The sequence below is a fragment of the Novosphingobium sp. SG751A genome, from assembly GCF_013149295.1.
Taxonomy (GTDB): Bacteria; Pseudomonadota; Alphaproteobacteria; order Sphingomonadales; family Sphingomonadaceae; genus Novosphingobium.
Genome location: NZ_JABGCB010000013.1, coordinates 33,424 through 53,415, shown reverse-complemented (window position 1 = coordinate 53,415; position 19,992 = coordinate 33,424). Strand labels below are relative to the sequence as shown.

16 protein-coding genes are annotated in these 19,992 nt (G+C 64.4%); 8 read left to right on the top strand and 8 right to left on the bottom strand.

The window, feature by feature from the left end:
- Positions 1–182 precede the first annotated feature (182 nt).
- Entirely contained in the window at positions 183–2,399 is a 2,217-nt protein-coding gene (locus FHW96_RS17680) for a TonB-dependent receptor (RefSeq protein WP_172341902.1), read from the top strand.
- Positions 2,400–2,412: 13 nt separating this feature from the next.
- Complete coding sequence (locus FHW96_RS17675) at positions 2,413–4,992, top strand: glycoside hydrolase family 3 protein (protein ID WP_172341901.1); 2,580 nt, start codon at positions 2,413–2,415, stop codon at positions 4,990–4,992.
- 43 nt (positions 4,993–5,035) lie between these two features.
- Here the strand turns inward: FHW96_RS17675 and FHW96_RS17670 are convergent, their stop codons facing one another.
- The 6 genes from FHW96_RS17670 to FHW96_RS17645 form a co-directional block, all read right to left on the bottom strand.
- On the bottom strand, positions 5,036–5,446 hold the full coding sequence (locus FHW96_RS17670; protein WP_172341900.1) for a RidA family protein: 411 nt from the start codon (positions 5,444–5,446) through the stop codon (positions 5,036–5,038).
- A 27-nt stretch (positions 5,447–5,473) separates the two neighbouring features.
- Positions 5,474–5,962 (bottom strand): VOC family protein, encoded by a 489-nt coding sequence (locus FHW96_RS17665; RefSeq protein WP_172341899.1) that lies wholly within the window; start codon positions 5,960–5,962, stop codon positions 5,474–5,476.
- A 101-nt stretch (positions 5,963–6,063) separates the two neighbouring features.
- Positions 6,064–7,431, bottom strand: a complete 1,368-nt coding sequence (locus FHW96_RS17660) for an FAD-dependent oxidoreductase (RefSeq protein ID WP_172341898.1) — start codon at positions 7,429–7,431, stop codon at positions 6,064–6,066.
- A complete protein-coding gene (locus FHW96_RS17655; protein WP_172341897.1) occupies positions 7,428–7,721 on the bottom strand; it encodes a (2Fe-2S)-binding protein in 294 nt (97 codons plus the stop codon). The genes FHW96_RS17660 and FHW96_RS17655 overlap by 4 nt, the downstream gene beginning before the upstream one ends.
- Complete coding sequence (locus FHW96_RS17650; protein ID WP_172341896.1) at positions 7,718–8,905, bottom strand: FAD-binding oxidoreductase; 1,188 nt, start codon at positions 8,903–8,905, stop codon at positions 7,718–7,720. The genes FHW96_RS17655 and FHW96_RS17650 overlap by 4 nt, the downstream gene beginning before the upstream one ends.
- Before the next feature lie 3 nt (positions 8,906–8,908).
- Positions 8,909–9,835 (bottom strand): dihydrodipicolinate synthase family protein, encoded by a 927-nt coding sequence (locus FHW96_RS17645; protein ID WP_172341895.1) that lies wholly within the window; start codon positions 9,833–9,835, stop codon positions 8,909–8,911.
- A 180-nt stretch (positions 9,836–10,015) separates the two neighbouring features.
- Here FHW96_RS17645 and FHW96_RS17640 point away from each other — a divergent pair, with 180 nt between their 5' ends.
- The 6 genes from FHW96_RS17640 (at position 10,016) to FHW96_RS17615 (ending at position 17,098) form a co-directional block, all read left to right on the top strand.
- Positions 10,016–10,936: a LysR family transcriptional regulator gene (locus FHW96_RS17640; protein ID WP_253951042.1), complete on the top strand. Its 921-nt coding sequence runs from the start codon at positions 10,016–10,018 to the stop codon at positions 10,934–10,936.
- 106 nt (positions 10,937–11,042) lie between these two features.
- Positions 11,043–11,258, top strand: coding sequence for a DUF3311 domain-containing protein (locus FHW96_RS17635; protein ID WP_172341894.1), 216 nt, complete (start codon positions 11,043–11,045; stop codon positions 11,256–11,258).
- Positions 11,255–12,700: a sodium:solute symporter gene (locus FHW96_RS17630; protein ID WP_172341893.1), complete on the top strand. Its 1,446-nt coding sequence runs from the start codon at positions 11,255–11,257 to the stop codon at positions 12,698–12,700. The genes FHW96_RS17635 and FHW96_RS17630 overlap by 4 nt, the downstream gene beginning before the upstream one ends.
- A gap of 59 nt (positions 12,701–12,759) precedes the next feature.
- Positions 12,760–13,530 (top strand): cyclase family protein, encoded by a 771-nt coding sequence (locus FHW96_RS17625; RefSeq protein WP_172341892.1) that lies wholly within the window; start codon positions 12,760–12,762, stop codon positions 13,528–13,530.
- A gap of 7 nt (positions 13,531–13,537) precedes the next feature.
- Positions 13,538–15,670 (top strand): indolepyruvate ferredoxin oxidoreductase subunit alpha, encoded by a 2,133-nt coding sequence (locus FHW96_RS17620; protein WP_172341891.1) that lies wholly within the window; start codon positions 13,538–13,540, stop codon positions 15,668–15,670.
- Positions 15,671–15,682: 12 nt separating this feature from the next.
- Positions 15,683–17,098 carry an indolepyruvate oxidoreductase subunit beta family protein gene (locus tag FHW96_RS17615; RefSeq protein ID WP_172341890.1) on the top strand — a complete coding sequence of 472 codons (1,416 nt, stop codon included), beginning with the start codon at positions 15,683–15,685 and terminating at the stop codon, positions 17,096–17,098.
- Positions 17,099–17,136: 38 nt separating this feature from the next.
- Here the strand turns inward: FHW96_RS17615 and FHW96_RS17610 are convergent, their stop codons facing one another.
- Both FHW96_RS17610 and FHW96_RS17605 read right to left on the bottom strand, forming a co-directional pair.
- A complete protein-coding gene (locus FHW96_RS17610; protein WP_172341889.1) occupies positions 17,137–18,549 on the bottom strand; it encodes an amidohydrolase family protein in 1,413 nt (470 codons plus the stop codon).
- 2 nt (positions 18,550–18,551) lie between these two features.
- Positions 18,552–19,967: an amidohydrolase family protein gene (locus FHW96_RS17605; protein WP_172341888.1), complete on the bottom strand. Its 1,416-nt coding sequence runs from the start codon at positions 19,965–19,967 to the stop codon at positions 18,552–18,554.
- Between the last annotated feature and the right edge of the window lie 25 nt (positions 19,968–19,992).

Sequence of the window (19,992 nt, the reverse complement as noted above, 5' to 3'; positions counted from 1 at the left end):
TTCCCTGTCAGAGGACCGCCCGACCTCTTCGCATATGTTGCGCACAGGGCAACGAAAGTGAACAATATTATGCATTGAGCGCAGCGACCGCTTCTATGACATTTCCGTGGCTATCCGGCGGATCAACAGCCGGAGGCTCGCAGGCGGCAAGAGTCCTCCACTTTATCAAGGCAGGGAATAATATGCGCTACTCCAAGCAGATCGGCTTTCGTCTAGCCGCGACCAGCAGTCTTATGATTTTTGCTTTGCCCGCCTATGCCCAGCAGGCCCCGCAGGCGAGCAACGTGGCAAGCGACGGCATTGTCGTGACCGCAACCAAACGCACGGCCTCGACGATTCAGGCCACCCCGATTGCCGTGCAGGCGATTGGCGGGGCGGATCTTCAGGCCAAGGGCGCGATTGATTTTGCCGATTTCTATCGCACCGTGCCGGGTCTTTCGGTTCAGGACGAAGGGCCGGGCGACAAGCGCTATGTCGTGCGCGGCATCAATGCCAGCGGCGCGGGCACGGTCGGGCTTTACCTCGACGAAGTCGTCATCACCGGCGAAAATTCGCAGGATGGCGGCGGTCAGGCCCCCGACATCAAGCTGTTCGACATCGACCGCGTCGAAGTGCTGAAGGGGCCGCAGGGCACCACCTTTGGCGCCAGTTCGATGGCGGGCACGATGCGCTACATCACCGCCAAGCCCGATCTGGACAAGGTGACGGGCTATGTTCAGGGCGGATTGCGAACCACCAAGGGCGCGGATCTGGGCATGCAGACCGATGGCGCGATCAATATTCCCGTCATTCCGGGCCGTTTCGCGGTGCGCGCTTCTGGTTTCTATGCCGACCTGCCTGGCTGGATCAACAACCGCTTTGAAAAGGGCGCGAACGCGGAAAAGAGCAAGGCCGCGCGCCTTTCGACCCGCCTGAAGGCCACCGATGATCTGACCATCGACACGATGATGATGTACCAGAAAGTGCATCAGGATGCGAAGAACTACTATAACAGCCGGGATTTCGGCGGCGCGGCTCTGCCCGCAAACTATCAGGCTGACGTGGTGCGCTCGCCCTATGATGACAAGAGCGAGATCTATAACGTCACCGCCAATTACAAGCGCCCCTTTGGCACGGTAACGGCCACGGGTTCGCGCTTCATCCGCGACACCGGCTTTGTGCGCGACGCTTCGCTGGCCGCGCAGGCCTTCTTCGGCCTGCCCTATGACACCACCGGCCGCAGCGCCCTGGTGCAGAACAAGCATCGCAAGGTGGACAGCGCCGAGTTGCGCTTCGCTTCGGACTTCAAGGGCCCGGTGCAGATGTTGGTCGGCGCCTTCATGCAGAATGAGGATCGCTATTACCGCTCGTCCTGGCCCAAGGCGGACACCAGCGGCAATATCCCGGCCAATGCCGCCCTGCTGCTCGACCGCGCGGTGAACACCCAGATCCGCGAACGCGCGCTCTTTGGCGAGCTCAGCTACAAGATCCTGCCCGACCTGACCTTTACGGCCGGGGCGCGCTGGTTCGATTTCAAGCTGGAGCAGCAATCGGTCGCGCTGGTCGCGGCAGGCGGCGGCGCGGGCGCGGGCGCCGGCCCGGTGCTGCGCACCAAGGATCAGGGCGTGATCGGCCGCTTCAACCTTGCCTATAAGGTCAGCAGCCACACTAACGCCTATGTTCAGGTTGCCCAAGGCTATCGTTCGGGCGGCACCAATGACCAGACAGCGGCCGCGCTGGCCAATGTGGTCATTCCCGACGGCTATGGCTCGGATCAGCTCTGGTCCTATGAATTCGGCCTGAAAAACACGCTGCTGGATCGCAAGCTCTATCTGAACGGGGCGGTCTATTACATCGACTGGTCGAACATTCAGGTCTCGCAGCAGGCCTCGAACGGCACGGTGTCCTTTGGTTATACCGGCAATGGCGGCAAGGCGAGCGTGACCGGCTTTGAAGCGGAAATCGACGCTCGTCCGATTCAGGGCCTGCGCCTGACGGGCAGCCTGAACTACAGCAATGCCAAGCTGGACCGCGACAATCCCGTGGCATCGACCGGGCGCAAGGGCGACCGCATCCCCTATGTGCCCACCTGGTCGGGCGCCACGGGCGTCAGCTATTCGGCGCCTCTTGGCTCGAACGGCCTGACGGGCACGATCGGCGCGGACGCCACCTATCAGGGGCCGATGGATACCAAGTTCAACTCCACCATCTCGAACTGGCAGCATCTTAACGGCTACTGGCTGATCGGCCTGCGCGCCGGGATCAGCAAGGATGCATGGGCGGTCAATCTGAACGCCACCAACCTGTCGAACAATCAGACCGTCATCAATTTCAACGAAATCGTGCCGGGTGTCTATCCGCTGGGTTATTATGTCAGCCGCCCGCGGACCATTACCCTGTCGGGTTCGGTGAAGTTCTAAAAGAGTAAAACCTATGTTCTCCCATCCTGTTGTTTCATCCTTTCGTCTTGTCCTGCTGGCCGGGGCGGCGCTTTGTGGAACGGCGGGGTGGGGGGATGTTCGCGCGCAAACCACCGACGCGGCGCGCCCGTGGATGGAGGTTCATCGCAACCCGACGGAACGCGCCCGGTTGCTGATTGCCGCCATGACGCTGGATGAAAAACTGGGCCTGCTTCAGGGCGATACGGTGCTGGATGGCAATGGCACCGGGGTGAACCCCTGCGTCGGGCATATTTCGGGCCTGCCCCGGCTGGGCCTGCCCGCGCTGTGCATGGGCGATGGCCCGGCGGGCGTGGGCAATGGCATGGTAGGGGTGACGCAATTTCCCGCCCCCTTGATGACTGCCAGCACATGGGATGCGGAGCTGATGCGGGAATTTGGCGCCGCGCTGGGCCGCGAACATGCGGCCAAGGGGCGCAATGTCGTTCTGGCCCCCACGATCAACATCATCCGCACGCCCAAATGGGGACGGATTGCTGAAACGCTGAGCGAGGACCCCTATCTGACGGCCGTCGGCGGCACGGCGATCACGGCTGGCATTCAGGCGCAGGGCGTGCTGGCCACGCCCAAGCATTTTGCCGCCAACAATCAGGAATGGCTGCGCCTTGGCGATGCGCCCGCCTATGAGGCGGTCGATGCGCGCGTTGGCGAGCGTGCGCTGAACGAGATCTATTTCCCCGCCTTCGAGGCGGTGGTGCGCCGCGCCGGGGCGGGATCGGTGATGTGCGCCTATAACCGCTTCAACGGCACCTATGCCTGCGAAAACAAGGCGGCGCTCGACCAGTTGCGCGGCTGGGGCTTTGACGGCTTCGTCGTCTCTGACTGGTATTTCGCCCATCGCAGCACCGTGGCCAGCGTGAAAGCCGGGATGGACATTTCCATGCCCGGCGGACCCAGCCCCTTTGGTTTCGCCGAATTCTATGGCCCGCCCTTGCGCAAGGCGCTGGCCGATGGCGAGGTGACGGGCGGCGATATCGACAATCTGCTGCGCCATATTCTGACGCCGATGTTCCGGCTGGGCGTGATCGACCGTCCGGTCAAGGGCGATGCCGATGCCCCGGCCCGCTCTCCCGCCCATCTCGCGCTTTCGCAACGGATCGCAGAAGAGGGCAGCGTGCTGCTGCGCAATCAGGGCGGGGTCCTGCCTCTTGGCCCCGGTCTGGCGCGCGTGGCGATCATCGGCGACGATGCGGGCGAGCATGTCCAGACCACCGAGCGCTATGGCGGCTTTGTCAAGAATGACGAGATCAAGCCCGTGGCTCCGCTGGCCGCGATCCGGGCGGCGCTGCCCGGTGTTGCCGTTGATTATTCGCCCGGCACACTGGGCATTGCGCCCTTGCCAGCGATCCCGGCCTCGGCCCTGCGCGATCTGACGGCCACCTATTATGCCTCGCCCGATTTTTCCGGCAAGCCTGCTCTGACCCGCGCCGAAGCCACGATTGATTATGAGCAGGCCGGCACCAAGGAACTGGGCAGCATCTTTTCCGCGCGCTGGCGCGGCACTTTGGTGCCCCCGGCCAGCGGCACTTACCGCTTTTCGCTGAGTGGCGGGGGAGAAATCCGCCTGCGCATCGATGGGCGCGAGGTGGCCTATACGCCCAAGCAGAATTTCCGCCTGACCACCCATGGCACGATTGCGCTGGAGGCAGGCAAGCCGGTCTCGTTCGAGCTGGATTATTCGACTGCTCCCACCCTCTCGCCGCCCGAATTGCGCGTGGGGTGGCAGGCGCCCGATCCTCGCCTGATCGAGGAGGCCGTTACGGCGGCGGCCAAGGCCGATGTCGCGGTGGTGTTCGTGGCCGATCACGTGTCTGAAGGCGCCGACCGCACCGATCTGCGCCTGCCCGGCGATCAGGATGCGTTGATCGAGGCGGTGGCCAAGGCCAATCCGCACACTGTGGTGGTGATGCATACCGCTGGCCCGGTCTTGATGCCATGGCGCGACAAGGTGGCGGGCATCATCGCGGGCTGGTATCCGGGCGAGGTGGCGGCTCCCGCCATCGCGCGCCTGCTGACCGGGGCGGCCAATCCCTCGGGCAAGCTGACCGTCACCTTCCCCGTCGACGAGCTGCATGGGCCTGCCGATGGCCCCGCGCGCTATCCGGGCAAGGGTACGAGGGCCGAATATAGCGAGGGCTTGTTGGTGGGCTATCGCTGGTATGATGCCAAAGGGCTGACCCCGCTTTATCCCTTTGGCTTTGGCCTGTCCTATACCCACTTCGGCTTTTCCGGGATCAAGACCACGCGCCGGGGCGATGGCTGGCAGGTGCGCGCGCAGGTCCGCAATCTTGGCGCGCGGGCGGGGGCCGAGGTGGCCCAGCTCTATCTGGCCATGCCCGCCGCCGCAGGCGAACCGCCGCGCCAGTTGAAAGGCTTTGCCCGCGTCGAACTGGCGCCGGGTGAGGGGCGCGAGGTCAGTTTCGCCCTGACGCGGCGTGATCTGTCGGTGTGGGATGACAAGGCCCATGCGTGGAAGGTTCCGGCCGGAACCATGCGGGTGTTTATCGGCAACAGTTCGCGCGACCTGCCTTTGTCGGCAAACCTGTCGCGCTAAAACGGGAAGGGCCGCTCTCCACCCGGAGCGGCCCTTCTTTGTGTCAGCCTTTGGGCAGCACCGCCACCGCCTCGATCTCGATCAGGAAATCGGGCAGGGCCAACGCCTGAACCCCGACAATCGTGTTAGGGGCGGGCAGAATATCGCCATAAAAGGCGGCCAGTTCGCCGCCCACAGCCTCCAACTTGGACATATCGTAATTGACGATCAGGGTGCGCAGGCGCAGCAGATCGGCCACCCCCGCGCCCGCCTCGTCCAGAACGGTGCGGATATTGGCCAGCGCCTGACGGGTTTGCGCGGCCAGATCATCGCCGCCCACGACATTGTAATCCTTGTCCCACGCCACTTGCCCGGCCAGATGGAGCGTGCCGGTGGCTTCATCCAGCGCGGCATGGGAAAAGCCGAAACGGGTGCTTTCGTAAAGGGCAGCGGGGTTGATACGCTTTGCGGTCATGATGATTTCCTGTTGTGAGAAGAAGGTTCAGTCCACGATTTCAAGCTGATGGCCCCATGGGTCGAGCAGATAGAGGTTCTTCTTGCCCGCCAGCGGCCCCTCGGAAATCTCGATGATGTTCATCGCGGTGCAGCCATGCGCGGTCAGATAAGCCGCCGCCGCCGGGACATTATCGACCCTCAGCCCCAGATGATGCCCGCCCGCATCGCAATTGCGCGGCAGGACTGTGCCGCGATGATCGGGCTTATCATATTGCACCAGTTGAAAATTCAGCGTCTGCGTCAACCGCAGCATGATGAGCGTGAGCCGCGCGCCCGGCACATTGACATGCGCCGCCATCCAGTCGCGCCCGTCGGGCATGAGGGGAATGTCGGCGGCGTCGATCGGCCCCATGCGGAACAATTCGGATGCGCCGAACACGTCGATGTAAAAGCGCGCCACCGCATCGGCATCGGCCACGGTCCATGACACGTGATCGGCAGCGAAAACGGGGCGGGGAGGGATTGCCTCGGACATGCAGACGGCTCCTGTGAATGGTTCAGGAGGCGAGGATGACAAGGCGTTCGAGGCGCAGCAATGACATCGCCGGGACGTCCTTGTTGCGATGGGCGCAACGTTTAACCGATGATCTCATCGATCGGTATGGGCCGCGCGGGAAACCGCATGCGGAACGGGGTGACTGCATCGGGATCACATCCCCGCGCGGCGGCGATACGGCGCACCAGCGCATGTTCGCACGACCGCCCCTGACACAGACCCATGCCGATCCGGCAGCGATGTTTGACCGCCGAGGCATCGGCCATGGGTGAAAGCTGGGCCATCGTCGCCTCGACCTGCGCTACGGAAATATCCTCGCATCGGCACAGCAGCGTTTCGGGCGTCGCCTGCGGCCAGACTTCGCCCGGATCGGCCGCCGCGCGCAGCAGGTCGATGAAGGGTTGCAACCTTGCCCGCCTTGCCTGCGCGCGCGCCATGCCGGATGGGGGCCGGACGCCCGCGTCCAGCGCCATGGCGATCCCGGCGATCTCGCCCTCGGCCATGGCAGCATCCGCGCCCGCAACACCGGTGGTTTCCCCCGCGACATAGAGGCCGGGGATAGAGGAGCGCATCGCCCCGTCGCAAACCGTTTCCCATCCGCCCGCAGGCCGTGCCCAGCGCACCGCCGCCCCGATCTGACGTGGCAGATCCGATTGCGGCAGGAAGCCGTAGGACACCGCCGCCGCCTGCGCTGCGATCCGTTGGACCTGACCGCGCCATGCGTAATCGACCGCCTCCAGCCGCCCATCGCCGGTAAAGCCGATGGGGCGAGCGCCCATCATCATCGGCACCCCCGCCCGGCGCAGGCGCGCCATGGCAGCCCCCGCCGCGATCAACGGGCCCGGCGTGAATATCGCGCCCGCCAAATAGGGCAGGACCGCCCGCGCCATCCGGCCATAGGTCTGCGGCATCAGCACCGCAGCAACTTCGGCCCCCGCGTCCAGCAATTGCGTGGCCAGAACAAGCAGCAAGGGATGACTGCCCAGCAGGACGATGGGCTGGCCCGCCACCACTTGCTGCGATTTGAGCAGGGTCTGCACCGCGCCCGCGCTCATCACGCCGGGCAGGGTCCAGCCCGGCATCGCCACCGGCATGTCATAGCACCCCGCCGCGATCAGCACCCGCCGCGCCAGCAGCGTGCCGCCATGCGCGCCCGAAAGCGTCAGGCGGAAATGATCCTCGATCCGCTCGATCCCGGCCACGCTGGTACCCCCGCGCCAGTCGAGCCGTATGTCCGCCTCGGTCTGGGCGAGCAGGCGGCGCAGCGGGCGATAGAGGCGGCCCGCCATCCAGCCCTTGACGGCGAAAGCGGCAGGGGGCTGGCGCAGGATCTGGCCGCCGGGGCGGGCCTGTTCGTCGATCATCGTGGTGGAGAGGCCGGCGCCCAGCGTCTGGCGCGCGGCTGCTTGTCCGGCGGGGCCGCCGCCGATGATGGCAATGTCGATCATGGTTGGCCTTCCTGTGTGGCGATACACAGACCTTCGGAGACAAGGGTCAGGCAGGCGCGGCGGCGCCGCCAGGCGCCATCCATGGCGATCCATACGAAACATTCACTACACGTACCCATGTTGCACAACAGGCCGCGCGGGGCGCCGGAACGGTCGTCGCGCATTCGGTAGGCTCCGGCGGCTATCATCACGGCGGCCAGCGTCTCGCCCGGATGGGCCGGGACCATCGCGCCATCAATCTCGACGGTTATGGGCGCGGGGCGGGTCACGCCGTCGGCAATCCTGCTCATGACGGCACCACAAAGGCGTTGAGATGGGCAAAGCGGGCGGCGCTGAACAGGGCGATCTCTTCGGGCATGGCACGTTCGATAATGCTGCGCGCCAACATCCGCGCCAACAGCGGCCCCAGCGTGAACATCGACCCGCCCGCCGCGATATAGAGGCCGGGGGCGGCAGGCACCTGCCCCACGACGGGCAGTTGATCGGCGGAAATACAGGTCATGCCGGTCCAACTGCGGATCAGGCTGCGCCCGCGCAGACAGGGCAAAACGCTCGCCGCCACCGCCAGATTGGCGCGCAGATTGTCGGGCACCAGATGGGGTGGCGCATCCAGATCCGGCATGCCGTCGGCCATCCTCTGCGGGGCCGAGGCCCAGCCGCCGCCGATTACCATATTGCCGTCATCGGTCTGCTTCATCGACAGCCTTTTGCCGACATGCTGGATCAGATAGGGCAGGAAAGGCGCCGTTCGGTCCGTCACGCTCATCATCAGAGGGGCCAGATAGAGCGGGATGTTCAGCCCCATGCGCGCCGCGATCCGCGCGGTCCAATGGCCGGTGGCCAGAATGACGTGGCGCGCGCGGGCGGTGCTGATCTGGCCTGCTTGCTCGATGGTCGCCTGCCAGCCATGGCCATCGCGGTGCAGGTCGAGCAGGCGGCTGTCAGTTTCGATCACCGCGCCCGATGCCCTTGCGGCATGGGCAAAGGCGTCAGCCAGAATGCGCGGATTGGCGTGGCCCTCGCGCGCCAGCCATGCCGCGCCGCAGACATGGGGGGCAAGGCGCGGCACCAGATCGCGCGCCTCGGCCCCCGACAGCAATTGCGTAGGCAGCCCCAGCTCGTTTTCCCGCGCCACTTTCGAGGCGAGCAGCGCGAGATCCGCTTCGCTCTCGGCCAGCATCAGCCCGCCATGCATGTGAATGTCGAGCGGGCGGGACAGTTGTTCTTCCAGCCCCGCCCATTCCTCGATGGCCAGACGGTTGAGGCGCACGATGTCGGCGCCCTGGCCGCTGGCGCCCGGCTCCAGAAACCGCCGTTCGATCTGGAAATGCAGCGATCCCGCGTTCTGGCCCGAGGCGCCCGCATTGATGCCCCGCGCCTCGATCAGGCGCGGGGCAAGACCGGCGCGGGCCAGATGCCACGCGGCCGCGCAGCCCAGCAGGCCCCCGCCGATGATCAGGACTTCATGCGTCATGGATCACAGGATTTGCAGCTTTCGCAGCGTTTGGGCAATCTCTTCGCGCGCCATATCGCTGACGGGCAGCAAAGGAGCGCGCACCGGACCGCCGGGCAGACCCTGCGCATCGAGCGCGGCCTTGAGGATGGCCGGGCCCGAGCCGAAGCGGCCCACCAGTTCAGGCGTGTACCATTCGCGCATCAGCACGCGGTCCTTGGCTCCGCAGGCGCGCGCGCCATCCAGATCGCCCGCCCAGAAGGCATCGTAAAAGCCCGGCTGATAGCGCCCCAGCACGCCGCCCGCGCCCATCGTGCCGTCTCCGCCATGCACGCGCAGCATCGTCAGGCCGATCTCGTTCATGGGGAAACCGAACACGCGCACCTTGTCCTTCAGCGCAAAGAAGGTTTCGACAAAGCGCTCGAAGGAGGAGGAGGATTGCTTGATCGCCACCACGCCTTCGATGTCGGCAAGGCGCGAGAGCAGGTCGAGATCCATGTCGATGCCCGTGCCCGGCGGCCAGTTATACACGCAGATGGGCAGGTCGATGGCCGCGCTGACCGTTTCATAAAAACCCACGATTTCATCGGCGCGGGGCCGGATATAGGGCGGGGGCGTCAACAGCACGCCGTCAAATCCGGCCTGCGCCGCATGGCGGGCAAAGGCGATGCTCTCGGTCGCGGTAAAGCTGGAGCAGCCCGCGATCAGGGGCAGCTTGCCGTTCATCTGCGCACCGGTCAGGGCAAACAGGCGGGCGCGTTCGGCCGCGCTCATGCTGGTCCATTCGCCCGTGGTGCCGGCCAGAACCAGCCCATGCATACCTTCGCCGTGCAGCCATTCCAGCAGGCGGCCAAGGCCCGCCTCATCCAGCGCGCCATCGGCGGAAAAGGGGGTTGTGATGGCCGGAAGATAGCCCTGCCAGTTCACGCGATCACGTTTGATACTTGCCATTCATGCCTCGTTTTCATCCGGAAAAGCGATGCGAATGACCGCTTTGCCCGACGGGGGACGGCCTGATCTGGCATCCCCCATATGCGCAGGCAATGGCGCTCTTTTGTCAAAGTTGTTGCGCTGGGCGCAAACTCGGGCAAGTTGATGCCGGGTTTGCAAAGAACAATGGGGGCTTGTCGAATGTCGGAAACGGGTTTGCGCTATCTGCTAGAAGCGCTCAACGCAGGCTCGATGCGCGCGGCCAGCGATAGGCTCAATGTCGCGGCCTCCTCTATCAGCCGCCAGATCGCTCAGCTTGAGGAAAGCTATGGGCTGGCCCTGATCGAGAAGGGGCGGCGCGGGGTGCGGTTGACACATGCGGGCGAGATCGTGATCGCCCATTACCGCAACCAGGTGGCCGACCGCGAGGCTTTGCGCGCCAAGCTGGAAGAATTGCGCTCGGTGAAAAGCGGCCATGCCGTGCTGGCCGTGGGCGAAGGCTTTCTGGGCAGCGGTTTTACCGACATGATCGCCAGTTTCACCACCTCCAATCCCCAGATCCATCTCGACCTCTCGGTCAATTCATCCCAGCAGATCGTGCGGCAGGTGCTGGATGACGAGGCGCATATGGGGCTGGTGTTTCAGACCCCGCATGACATCAAGATCCATGTCCGCTCGGTCATCGCCCAGCCCTTGATGGCGATTGTCGCGGCGGGCCATCCGCTGGCGGGGCAAAGCAGCGTGTCGCTGGCCGATCTGGTGCGCCACCCGCTTTGCCTCTCGCCGCGCCATTTCGGCCTGCGCCAGATTTTGGCGGGGGCCGAACTGCGGCACAACACCTATCTGGAGCCGGTGATCACCACCAATTCGATCCATATGATGCGCGAAACCGTGCGGCGGGCGGCGGCGGTGACGATCCTGCCGCAATTGTCGGTGTGGAGCGAATTGGAAAGCGGCGAACTGGCCAGCATCGCGATTGCCGATGATGCGATGGAAGACGCCACGATCAGCCTGATCCTGCGCGCGGGGCGGCAATTGGAGGGTGCGCCCGCGCGCCTGCTCAAAATGGTGGAGGCTCAGTTGCGCCAGTGGAACCGACCTTTGCGCATGGTCGAAGTCTAATCGTTGCGTTCATGGCAACATAATCCCACATTACCTTGCATTGAACGCAGTGTTGAAAGCGGCAAATTCTGCCATCCCCACGCAATTGCCACAGGCTGGATAAACCATGGATGATCCCGAAGGCGTCGAGGTTGCGGCTTTCCGCCGGGCCGATGCGCTGCTTTTGCTGCCCTTTGTCTGGCAATTGGGCCTTGCGCCATGGGCCAATGGCATAGCGTGGCGCCCGCTGGGCCTGCCTTTCCCGATGGTCTGGCAAATGGCGGGCATTGTGTTCGCCACTTTTGTGCTGGCCCTGCGCTACTGGCTGGATCGCAAACGATGATCCGCATGATGATCCTGCTGATCGTGCTGGGCACGACCTTGGGCGCGATGGCCTATGGCCGGGCCAAAACGCGCAGCAAATCGCTGGAGGACTGGGCGCTGGGCGGGCGGAAAATGGGCACGCTGGTGTTCTGGTTCCTCAATGCCGGTGAGATTTACACGACCTTTGCGGTGTTGGGCATTTCGGGCTTTGCCTGGGCCTATGGCGCGCCGGCCTATCTGGCGTTTACCTCGGTGTCGTTGTCGGCGGCGGTGGGATACTGGCTGACGCCGCGCATCCATGCCTATGGGCGGCGTCATGGGCTGATCACTCAGGCCGATTTCTTTGCCCATCGTTATCAATCGCGCTGGCTGGGCATGGTGGTGGCTTGCGCGGGTCTGATCGCGCTGACGGTCTATATCCAGATACAGGTGACGGCGTTGACCTTTATCGTGCGTCTGGTGGCCGGGCCGGTCATCGGGGGTACATGGGCGGCGGTGATCGCGGTGGCGGTAATGCTGGCCTTTGTGTTTCTGGCGGGGCTGCACTCGGCGGCTTTTGCGGCCGGGGTCAAGGATGTGCTGATGCTGGTGGTCGTGGCGGTGCTGGCCTTTGGCGTGGCCGGGATGGTGGGCGCTTCCTCGATGCTGGACGTGTTCGCGCGGGTTCAGGATCTCTATCCCGCCGCTGCGCGCTTTCCGGGCCTGCAACCCCATGCGGGCCTCTCGCTGGTGTGGCTGAGCACCTCGGCAATCAACGTGGCGATCGGCACCTATATCTTTCCGCACATGTTCCAACTGTGCTTTTCGGCGGGCAGCAGTGACACGATCCGCCGCAATACCGTGCTTCAGCCGATCTATTCGCTGTCCTATTTCTTCATCATCCTGCTCGGCTTTGCCGCTCTGCTGGCCGGAACCCGGCCTGAACATGGTGATCTCAACGCGCTGCTGCTGACCTTTGTGGTCCAGCATTGCCCGGTCTGGCTGATCGGCCTGTTCGCGGGCACGGCCAGCTTGCTGGCGCTGGTGCCCGGTTCGGTGCTGATGCTGACCTGCGGTTCGATCTTTGCGCGCAATATCGTGCGGCCGGTTTGGCGGGATATGGATGACCGGCGTGAGTTGCTGGTGTCGCGCTGCTCGATGGTGGGCTTTGCGGGCGCGGCCCTGTGGCTGGCGCTGGGGGCCAGCGCCTCGCTGGTCGAGGTCGGGCTGTCGGCCTATGCGGCCATCGGCATGCTGGTGCCGGGGGTGTATCTGGCCTTTATCACGCGGCGCGTGTCGGGCGGTGCGGTGCTGGCGGGGCTGATTGCGGGCTACGCGGTGCTGTGGGTGCCGACGATCGGCAAGGCGCTGGGCGGAATTTTCGTTGAATGGGAAATCGGGCTGGTGGCTGTGCTGTGTAATCTGATGGTTACTTTGGTGGCGATGATGCTTTTGCCCTCGCCTGTCCGCCGGGTAAAATAATACTTGCATTTGCAAGTTTGTGCGATAGGCTCTCCAGCATAGTCTTTCGGGGAGCCTTTATGTCCACACTCAACATGCTTGCTCAGTCCCTCGCCTCGGGCGTGGTGCGGGTTGTCGATCTGACCCAGACGCTCTCGGAAGATACGCCTTTGCTGGTCCTGCCCGAACCCTTCGGTCAGACGGCGGCCTTCTCGCGCCAGGAAATCTCGCGCTATGACGAGCGCGGCGTGGCCTGGCACTGGAACAATTTCACCGTGGGGGAGCATACCGGCACCCATTTCGACGCCCCGGTCCATTGGGTGACGGGCAAGGATCTGCCCGATAACACGGTCGATCGTCTCCCGGTTCAGCCCCTGATCGCACCTGCCGTGGTGCTGGACTTTTCGGCCGAATGCGCCGCCGACGCTGACTTCCTGCTGACGGTCGAACATATCGAACGTTGGGAATCGCAGCATGGCGCGATTCCGGCCGGATCATGGGTGCTTTTCCGCAGTGATTGGTCCAAGCGCGATGTCGATGCCTATACCAACCGCGCCGCCGATGGGCCGCATACACCGGGGCCGTCAACGGCGGCGGTCGAAGCGCTGATTGCGCGCGATGTGATCGGTTTTGGCGTCGAAACCATCGGCACCGACGCGGGGCAGGCCTTTGCGCTGACCCCGCCCTATCCGGCGCACACCTTGTTTCATGGCGCGGGCAAATATGGGCTGCAATGCCTGGAAAACCTCGATCAACTTCCCGCCACGGGCGCGATGGTGATCGCCGCCCCGCTCAAAATCCGTGACGGTTCGGGCAGCCCCCTGCGCGTGCTGGCGCTGGTCGAAGGCTGAGCGCGACATGGCCGAGCGTTCGTTCAAATCCGAAGTCAAGAAGCTGACCGCTGGTAAGGGGGAAGTCTTTACCGGCGAGGGCATTCTGGCCGTCACCAAGGGCTTGCTGCAATCGGGCGTGGCCTATGTCGGGGGCTATCAGGGTTCGCCCATCAGCCATCTGATGGATGTGTTTGCCGATGCCAATGATCTGCTCGCCAGCCTTGGCGTGCATTTCGAGGCCAGCGCGTCCGAGGCTACCGCGGCGGCCATGCTGGCGGCCAGCGTCAATTATCCGTTGCGCGGGGCGGTCACGTGGAAGTCGGTGGTGGGCACCAATGTCGCCTCCGATGCTCTGTCCAATGTGGCTAGCGGCGGGGTGACGGGCGGCGCGCTGATCATCGTGGGTGAGGATTACGGCGAAGGCTCGTCGATCATGCAGGAGCGCACCCACGCCTTTGCCATGAAGTCGCAGATGTGGCTGCTCGACCCGCGCCCCAATCTCACCAGTCTGGTTGATGCGGTGGAGCAGGGTTTCCGCCTGTCCGAAGCGTCAAACACGCCGGTCATGCTGCAAATGCGGGTGCGCTCGTGCCATATGACCGGCAGCTTTATTGCCAAGGACAATGTGCGCCCCGCCATGACCGTGGGCGAGGCGGCGGCGGCCCCGGTGCGCGATACGCAGCGCATCGTGCTGCCCCCCGCCAATTTCCTGCATGAAGTTGAAAAGATCGAGCAGCGCTGGCCCGCCGGCATTGCCTATGTGCGGGACAATAAGCTCAACGAATGGTTCGGACAGGACAGCGAAACGCCCGAAATCGGCATCATCGTTCAGGGCGGGCTCTACAACAATCTCAACCGCGCGATGGAATTGCTGGGCCTTGCCGATGCCTATGGCGCCAGCAGGATCGCGGTCTATTGCCTCAATGTCGCCTATCCGCTGATCCCGGAGGAGGTTTCGGCCTTTTGCGCGGGCAAGCAGGCGGTGCTGGTGGTCGAGGAAGGCCAGCCCGAATTTATCGAGCATGAGCTGAACACGCTGGTCCGCCGCGCCGATCTGCAGACGCGGATTGTGGGTAAGGACATGTTGCCGCGCTCGGGCGAATATTCCGCCGCCGTGATCCGCGATGGTTTGGGCAAATTCCTGCGCGCCTATGCGCCGCATCTGGCCCCGCCCGAGACCAAGCCCGACCCCTTACCGCGTGAAGTGGCGATGGAAATCCCCCAACGCCCCGCCGGTTTCTGCACCGGATGCCCGGAGCGCCCGGTGTTCGCCGCGATGAAGCTGGTGGAAAAGGAATTGGGGCCGACCCATGTGTCGGCGGACATCGGCTGCCACCTGTTTTCGATCCTGCCGCCGTTCGACATTGGCAATACGACGATGGGCTATGGCCTTGGCACGGCGGGCGCGTCGGCCTTTAAGCCCAAGGACAAGCGCGCGATTGCCGTGATGGGCGATGGCGGCTTCTGGCACAATGGGTTGACCAGCGGCATCGGCAATGCGGTGTTCAACAAGGATGACACCGTCACGCTGATCATCGACAATGGTTATTCGGCGGCGACGGGCGGGCAGGATATACTGTCATCGCGCGCCGACAACCCGGAGCGCGTGACCAAAAATCCCATCGCCAAGGCGGTGCAGGGCGTGGGCGCGAAATGGGTGAAGCTGGTCGAGCGCACCTATGACGTGGCGAAGATGCGTGACCTGTTGCGCGAGGCGATGACCAGCCCGGAAAAGGGGCCGAAAGTCATCGTCGCCCAATCGGAATGTATGCTCAACAAACAGCGGCGGGTGAAGCGCGAACAGGGCAAGGTGCTGGCCGCGGGCGGGCGCGTGGTGCGCGAGCGTTTCGGTGTGGACAGCGACACCTGCACCGGCGACCATGCCTGCATCCGCCTGTCGGGCTGCCCCTCGCTGACCATCAAGTCGAACCCCGACCCTCTGAGGCAAGATCCGGTGACGCATGTGGAAAACAGTTGCGTGGGCTGCGGATTGTGCGGCGAAAATGCCCATGCCGCGATCCTGTGCCCCAGCTTTTACCGCGCGCGGATCGTCAGTAATCCGACGGGCTGGGAAAAGTTCCGGCAGGGCTGGCGCGCAAGGATCGTCGGCTGGATGCAGGCGCGTGACGACCGCGCACGTATGGCCCGCGCGTTTTAAAGGACTGGCGAAATGACCGAAAAGAAACGTATCGCCATTGCCATTCTGGCGCTGGGCGGACAGGGTGGCGGCGTGCTGGCCGAATGGATTCAACATGTTGCGCGTGAGGCCGGCTGGTTGGCGCAGGGAACATCGGTGCCGGGCGTGGCGCAGCGGACGGGTTCGACCGTCTATTACGTCGAACTGGCGCGTGCGGGGGCCGATGGGCGCTTGCCGGTGATGGCGCAAATGCCGATGCCGGGTGATGTCGATGTGGTGGTGGCATCCGAATTGATGGAAACGGGTCGCGCGGTGCTGCGCGGGTTCTCCACGGCGGGCAAAACCACGTTGATCGGATCGACCCACCGCATCTATGCCATTTCCGAAAAGCAGGTGGCGGGCGATGGGCGCGGCAATGGCGACAAGATTCTGGCCGCCGCGCGTGAACGCTCGGCCCGCTTCATCGGTTTCGACATGGAGGCGGCCACCGAGCGCACCCATAGCGTGATCAGCGCGATCATGTTTGGCGCGCTGGCGGGCAGCGGGGCGCTGCCTTTCCCGCGCGAAGCCTTTGAGGCCGCGATCCACCACAGCGGCAAGGCGGTCAAAAGCAACCTTGCCGGTTTTGCCGAGGGCTTCGCCCGCGCGCAGGGCGAGATCGCCATGCCGCGGGAGGAGGAGCACGAGATCCCCACGCCGACCACCACGATGGGCAAGGTGCTGGCCGCGCGGGCACAGGCGGGCCTTCCCGATGCGGCGCTGGCCAATGCCCTACATGGGCTGGCCAAATTGATGGATTATCAGGATGCTGACTATGCCGCGCTCTATCTCGACCGCCTCGAACGCATCGCCGCGCTCGACCGCGCGCCTTTCTACCTGACGCAGGAGGCCGCGCGGCATCTGGCGCTGTGGATGGCTTATGAGGACACGATCCGCGTGGCCGATCTGAAAGTGCGCGCCGCCCGGTTTGAGCGGGTCCGCGACGAGGTCAAGGTGAAGGATGGTCAGGTCCTTACAGTCACCGAATTTATGCATCCCCGGCTTCAGGAAGTGGCTGAAAGCCTGCCGGGCTGGCTGGGGCGGCGGGTGATGGGGTCGGTCTGGCTGGACCGGGCGCTGTCCAAGGGGCGGCATGTGGAAACCACCTCGCTGCGCTGGTTTATCGCGCTGCGTCTGGTGGCGATGGGGCGTGGCTGGCGGCGCAGCACCTTGCGCTATGCCGATGAGCAGGGCCGAATTGAGGCATGGCTGGATCGCGCCCAAAAAGCGGCCCGCACCGACCTTGCCCGCGCCGCCGAGATCATCCGGGCCCAGCGCCTGATCAAGGGTTATGGTGATACGTTTGATCGCGGGTTGGAACGCTTTGCCGCAATCATGGCGCAGGCCGATGGCGGCGCAGGGGCCGACGCCCTGCGCGCGGCGCGCGAAACCCTGCTCATGGCGGCCTGAGAAGGAGGGAGGGCCGCCCGCGCCCTCCCTCCTTCTCCCTATCGCTGACTGCGGCGCAGGCCTCGCTTGCCCCCGGGCAGAGGCAGCTGGTCCTCATCGACCAGCGCGCCCTGTTTGATCACCGCCACGATGGCCTTGGCATTGTTGATGTCGCGCGCCGGATCGGCCGAGAGCAGCACCGCATCGGCCAGCTTCCCGCTCTCGATGCTGCCCAGATCCGCCGCCCGGCCCAGCAGCATTGCGCCATTGAGCGTGGCCATTCTGACAATCGCGGCGGGCGCGATACCCTGTTGCTGCAACAATTCCATCTCGCGATGCACCGCCGGGCCCAGCGACTGATCGGTGCCGATCGCCACCACGCCGCCCGCATCATAAACCTTGCGGATATTCTGGGCGGCCACCGGCGTCATAAGCTTCATCCACCATGTCCACCCGCGCGCCTTCCACGCGGGCAGGGTTTCCTTGCGCAGGGTCTCGATTTCCTGCGGCGAGAGCGCTGCCTGATAAAGCGGCTGATCGAGATATTCGGGATGTTCGACCAACCGGCTATAGCCATCGCCAATCGTCAGCGTGGTGGCAAAGGGGGTCTTTTTCGCGCCCATCTCTCGGGCGAAACCTTCGCTGATCGGCGCCTGAATCACCGGATGGGCCAACGCATCGGCCCCGACCGACAGTGCCTCGACCGAGCGGATTTCGTTGGATGTGTGAACCACGGTGCGAATGCCATGGCGATTGGCCTCCACGATAATCTGCTGCATCAGCGGCAGCGGCATCAGGGACACCATCGGGCGCGTGCCCCAACCATGCTCCTCATAGGTGATCTTGACGATATCGGGCTTCTGCTCGCGCAGATAGGCGAGGAATTTGGGTCGATCCGCAGGCCAGTCGGCGATCCGCACCGCTACCGCATCGGCATGGCTGCCTGGATAGGTCACCAGATTGCCGGTGGCTAGAATATGGGGCGAGGCGATTTTACCTGTCCGCTCCTCGGCGCGCAGACGCAGGATATAGGGAGCATAATTGCCCGCATCGAACAGCGTCGTCACGCCTGAATAGAGATAGCCTGCCAGCACGCCCACGCCCATCTCATGGGCCTTTTCCAGCTCGGCGGCGGAATAGGTCGGCTGAACGGGCAGGTCATTGTCATCGAGCGGGGCCTCGGCCGCCGGATTGGCGTTGGAGGGCAGGCGAATATGGGCGTGAGTCTCAATCAGGCCGGGGATAAGAAATTGCCCCGTGGCATCCATATGACGTCCGCCCGCGCGCGGGGCCGATGCCGTGGGCGCGATAAAGGTAAAACGACCCTTGTCGATTCCCACACTCATATCGGCGCGGGCGGGGACGCCAGTGCCGTCCAGCAAGGTCACATGGTCGATAATCAGATCCTCGGCCCGCGCCGAGTTTGCGGCCAATGCGGCAGTCAAGGCCATGACGGATAGAAACGCACGCATATTCACTCTCCCTGCGCGATGCCTGATTGTTTGAAGATGATGCCGTCGCGCATCACGAAACGGACATTGAGAACCTGCGCAATATCGCGGATCGGATCGCCGCCCAGCGCAATCACATCGGCCAGCATCCCCGGCGCAATCCGCCCGCGATCCTTCAGGCCCATGACGGCGGCGGCATTGACCGTGCCGGTTTTCAGCGCCTCCATCGGGCTCATTCCGGCGGCGACATATTCGATCATCTCGCGCCCGTTGGTGCCATGGGGCGAAATGCCCGAATCCGTGCCCAGCGCGATGGGTACCCCCAGCCGCACCGCCATGAGCGCCAGCTTCTTCGGCTGATCGCCCAGCAACAGCATCTTGGCCATGGAGTTTTCGTTGAGATTGCGGAACGGCCCGGCGCGCACCTTGTCGGGCGTATCGCCCACCCAATCGATGGGCCAGACCGTGGGCACCAGCCATGTGCCCCGTGCCTTCATCGCTTTGAGGCTTTCCTCATCCGCCCACATCGCATGTTCGATACTGTCATAGCCCGCGCGCACGGCGGCATCGATGCCTTCCTTGCCATGGGCATGGGTGGTGACTTTGCGGCCCATCGAATGCGCAGTCCAGGCGATGGCCTGCAATTCGGCGTCGGTGAATTGCTGGCCGGTGCCGGTGTCCGAACTGTCGGTGACGCCGCCGGTTACGTGCACCTTGATGACATCTGCCCCGGCGCGGATCGCCTCGCGGGTGGCGCGCATGCAATCGTCAGCCCCGTTGCAGGTGTTGCCGCGATCCGATGCCGCCAACAACGCCTTGCGCAACCCATGGACATCGGCATGGCCGTTGGTGGGGCTGATCCCGGCGCCTGCGGCAAGGATATGCGGCCCGGCCACGATGCCGGCCCGCACCGCATCGCGCAAAGGATAGATCGCCCCATCCGGCGCGCCCAGATCGCGTACCGTAGTGAAACCCGCCATTAGCGTGGAGCGCGCATTGCGCGCGCCATTGAGGGCGAAGAACCCATCCTCCTCGCGCAGAGCCGCATCAGGTATTCGCCCTGCGATGCCGCCGCTGGTCAGATGGACATGGACATCCATGAAGCCCGGCATCACAAATTGATCCTTAAGATCAATGACCTCTGTATCGGCGGGCAGGCCCAGCGCAGCGGCCTCGGGCCATCCGGGGTGGATCGCGGTAATCCGGCCGTCGGCCCCGATCACCAGCGTGCTTTGCCCTCGCGCCGCCTCGCCCGGAACGGCCAGCAGGGCCCCGGCGCGCAGCAGGCGCAGGCGGCTATGTTCGGCGTCGGGCTGAGCGGGGGAGCCCGGTGTTTCCAGGGCGGCCCGTGCGGCGGGCGACAGGGCATTTTGCGCCTGAACCAGCGCCGGGGCGCAAAGCAGGCCGGACATCAACGCCCATCGCAGCAGGTGTGGCATAGAGGACCTCATAAAATGGGAGTGG

What these genes read in the sequence shown, in the direction of transcription:
- FHW96_RS17615 (WP_172341890.1), top strand. Translation starts at nt 15,683, where the DNA reads ATGACCGAAAAGAAACGTATCGCCATTGCCATTCTGGCGCTGGGCGGA.
- FHW96_RS17675 (WP_172341901.1), top strand. Translation starts at nt 2,413, where the DNA reads ATGTTCTCCCATCCTGTTGTTTCATCCTTTCGTCTTGTCCTGCTGGCC.
- FHW96_RS17610 (WP_172341889.1), bottom strand. Translation starts at nt 18,549, where the DNA reads ATGCGTGCGTTTCTATCCGTCATGGCCTTGACTGCCGCATTGGCCGCA.
- FHW96_RS17650 (WP_172341896.1), bottom strand. Translation starts at nt 8,905, where the DNA reads ATGACGCATGAAGTCCTGATCATCGGCGGGGGCCTGCTGGGCTGCGCG.
- FHW96_RS17635 (WP_172341894.1), top strand. Translation starts at nt 11,043, where the DNA reads ATGGATGATCCCGAAGGCGTCGAGGTTGCGGCTTTCCGCCGGGCCGAT.
- FHW96_RS17645 (WP_172341895.1), bottom strand. Translation starts at nt 9,835, where the DNA reads ATGGCAAGTATCAAACGTGATCGCGTGAACTGGCAGGGCTATCTTCCG.
- FHW96_RS17670 (WP_172341900.1), bottom strand. Translation starts at nt 5,446, where the DNA reads ATGACCGCAAAGCGTATCAACCCCGCTGCCCTTTACGAAAGCACCCGT.
- FHW96_RS17640 (WP_253951042.1), top strand. Translation starts at nt 10,016, where the DNA reads ATGTCGGAAACGGGTTTGCGCTATCTGCTAGAAGCGCTCAACGCAGGC.
- FHW96_RS17625 (WP_172341892.1), top strand. Translation starts at nt 12,760, where the DNA reads ATGTCCACACTCAACATGCTTGCTCAGTCCCTCGCCTCGGGCGTGGTG.
- FHW96_RS17620 (WP_172341891.1), top strand. Translation starts at nt 13,538, where the DNA reads ATGGCCGAGCGTTCGTTCAAATCCGAAGTCAAGAAGCTGACCGCTGGT.
- FHW96_RS17665 (WP_172341899.1), bottom strand. Translation starts at nt 5,962, where the DNA reads ATGTCCGAGGCAATCCCTCCCCGCCCCGTTTTCGCTGCCGATCACGTG.
- FHW96_RS17660 (WP_172341898.1), bottom strand. Translation starts at nt 7,431, where the DNA reads ATGATCGACATTGCCATCATCGGCGGCGGCCCCGCCGGACAAGCAGCC.
- FHW96_RS17680 (WP_172341902.1), top strand. Translation starts at nt 183, where the DNA reads ATGCGCTACTCCAAGCAGATCGGCTTTCGTCTAGCCGCGACCAGCAGT.
- FHW96_RS17655 (WP_172341897.1), bottom strand. Translation starts at nt 7,721, where the DNA reads ATGAGCAGGATTGCCGACGGCGTGACCCGCCCCGCGCCCATAACCGTC.
- FHW96_RS17605 (WP_172341888.1), bottom strand. Translation starts at nt 19,967, where the DNA reads ATGCCACACCTGCTGCGATGGGCGTTGATGTCCGGCCTGCTTTGCGCC.
- FHW96_RS17630 (WP_172341893.1), top strand. Translation starts at nt 11,255, where the DNA reads ATGATCCGCATGATGATCCTGCTGATCGTGCTGGGCACGACCTTGGGC.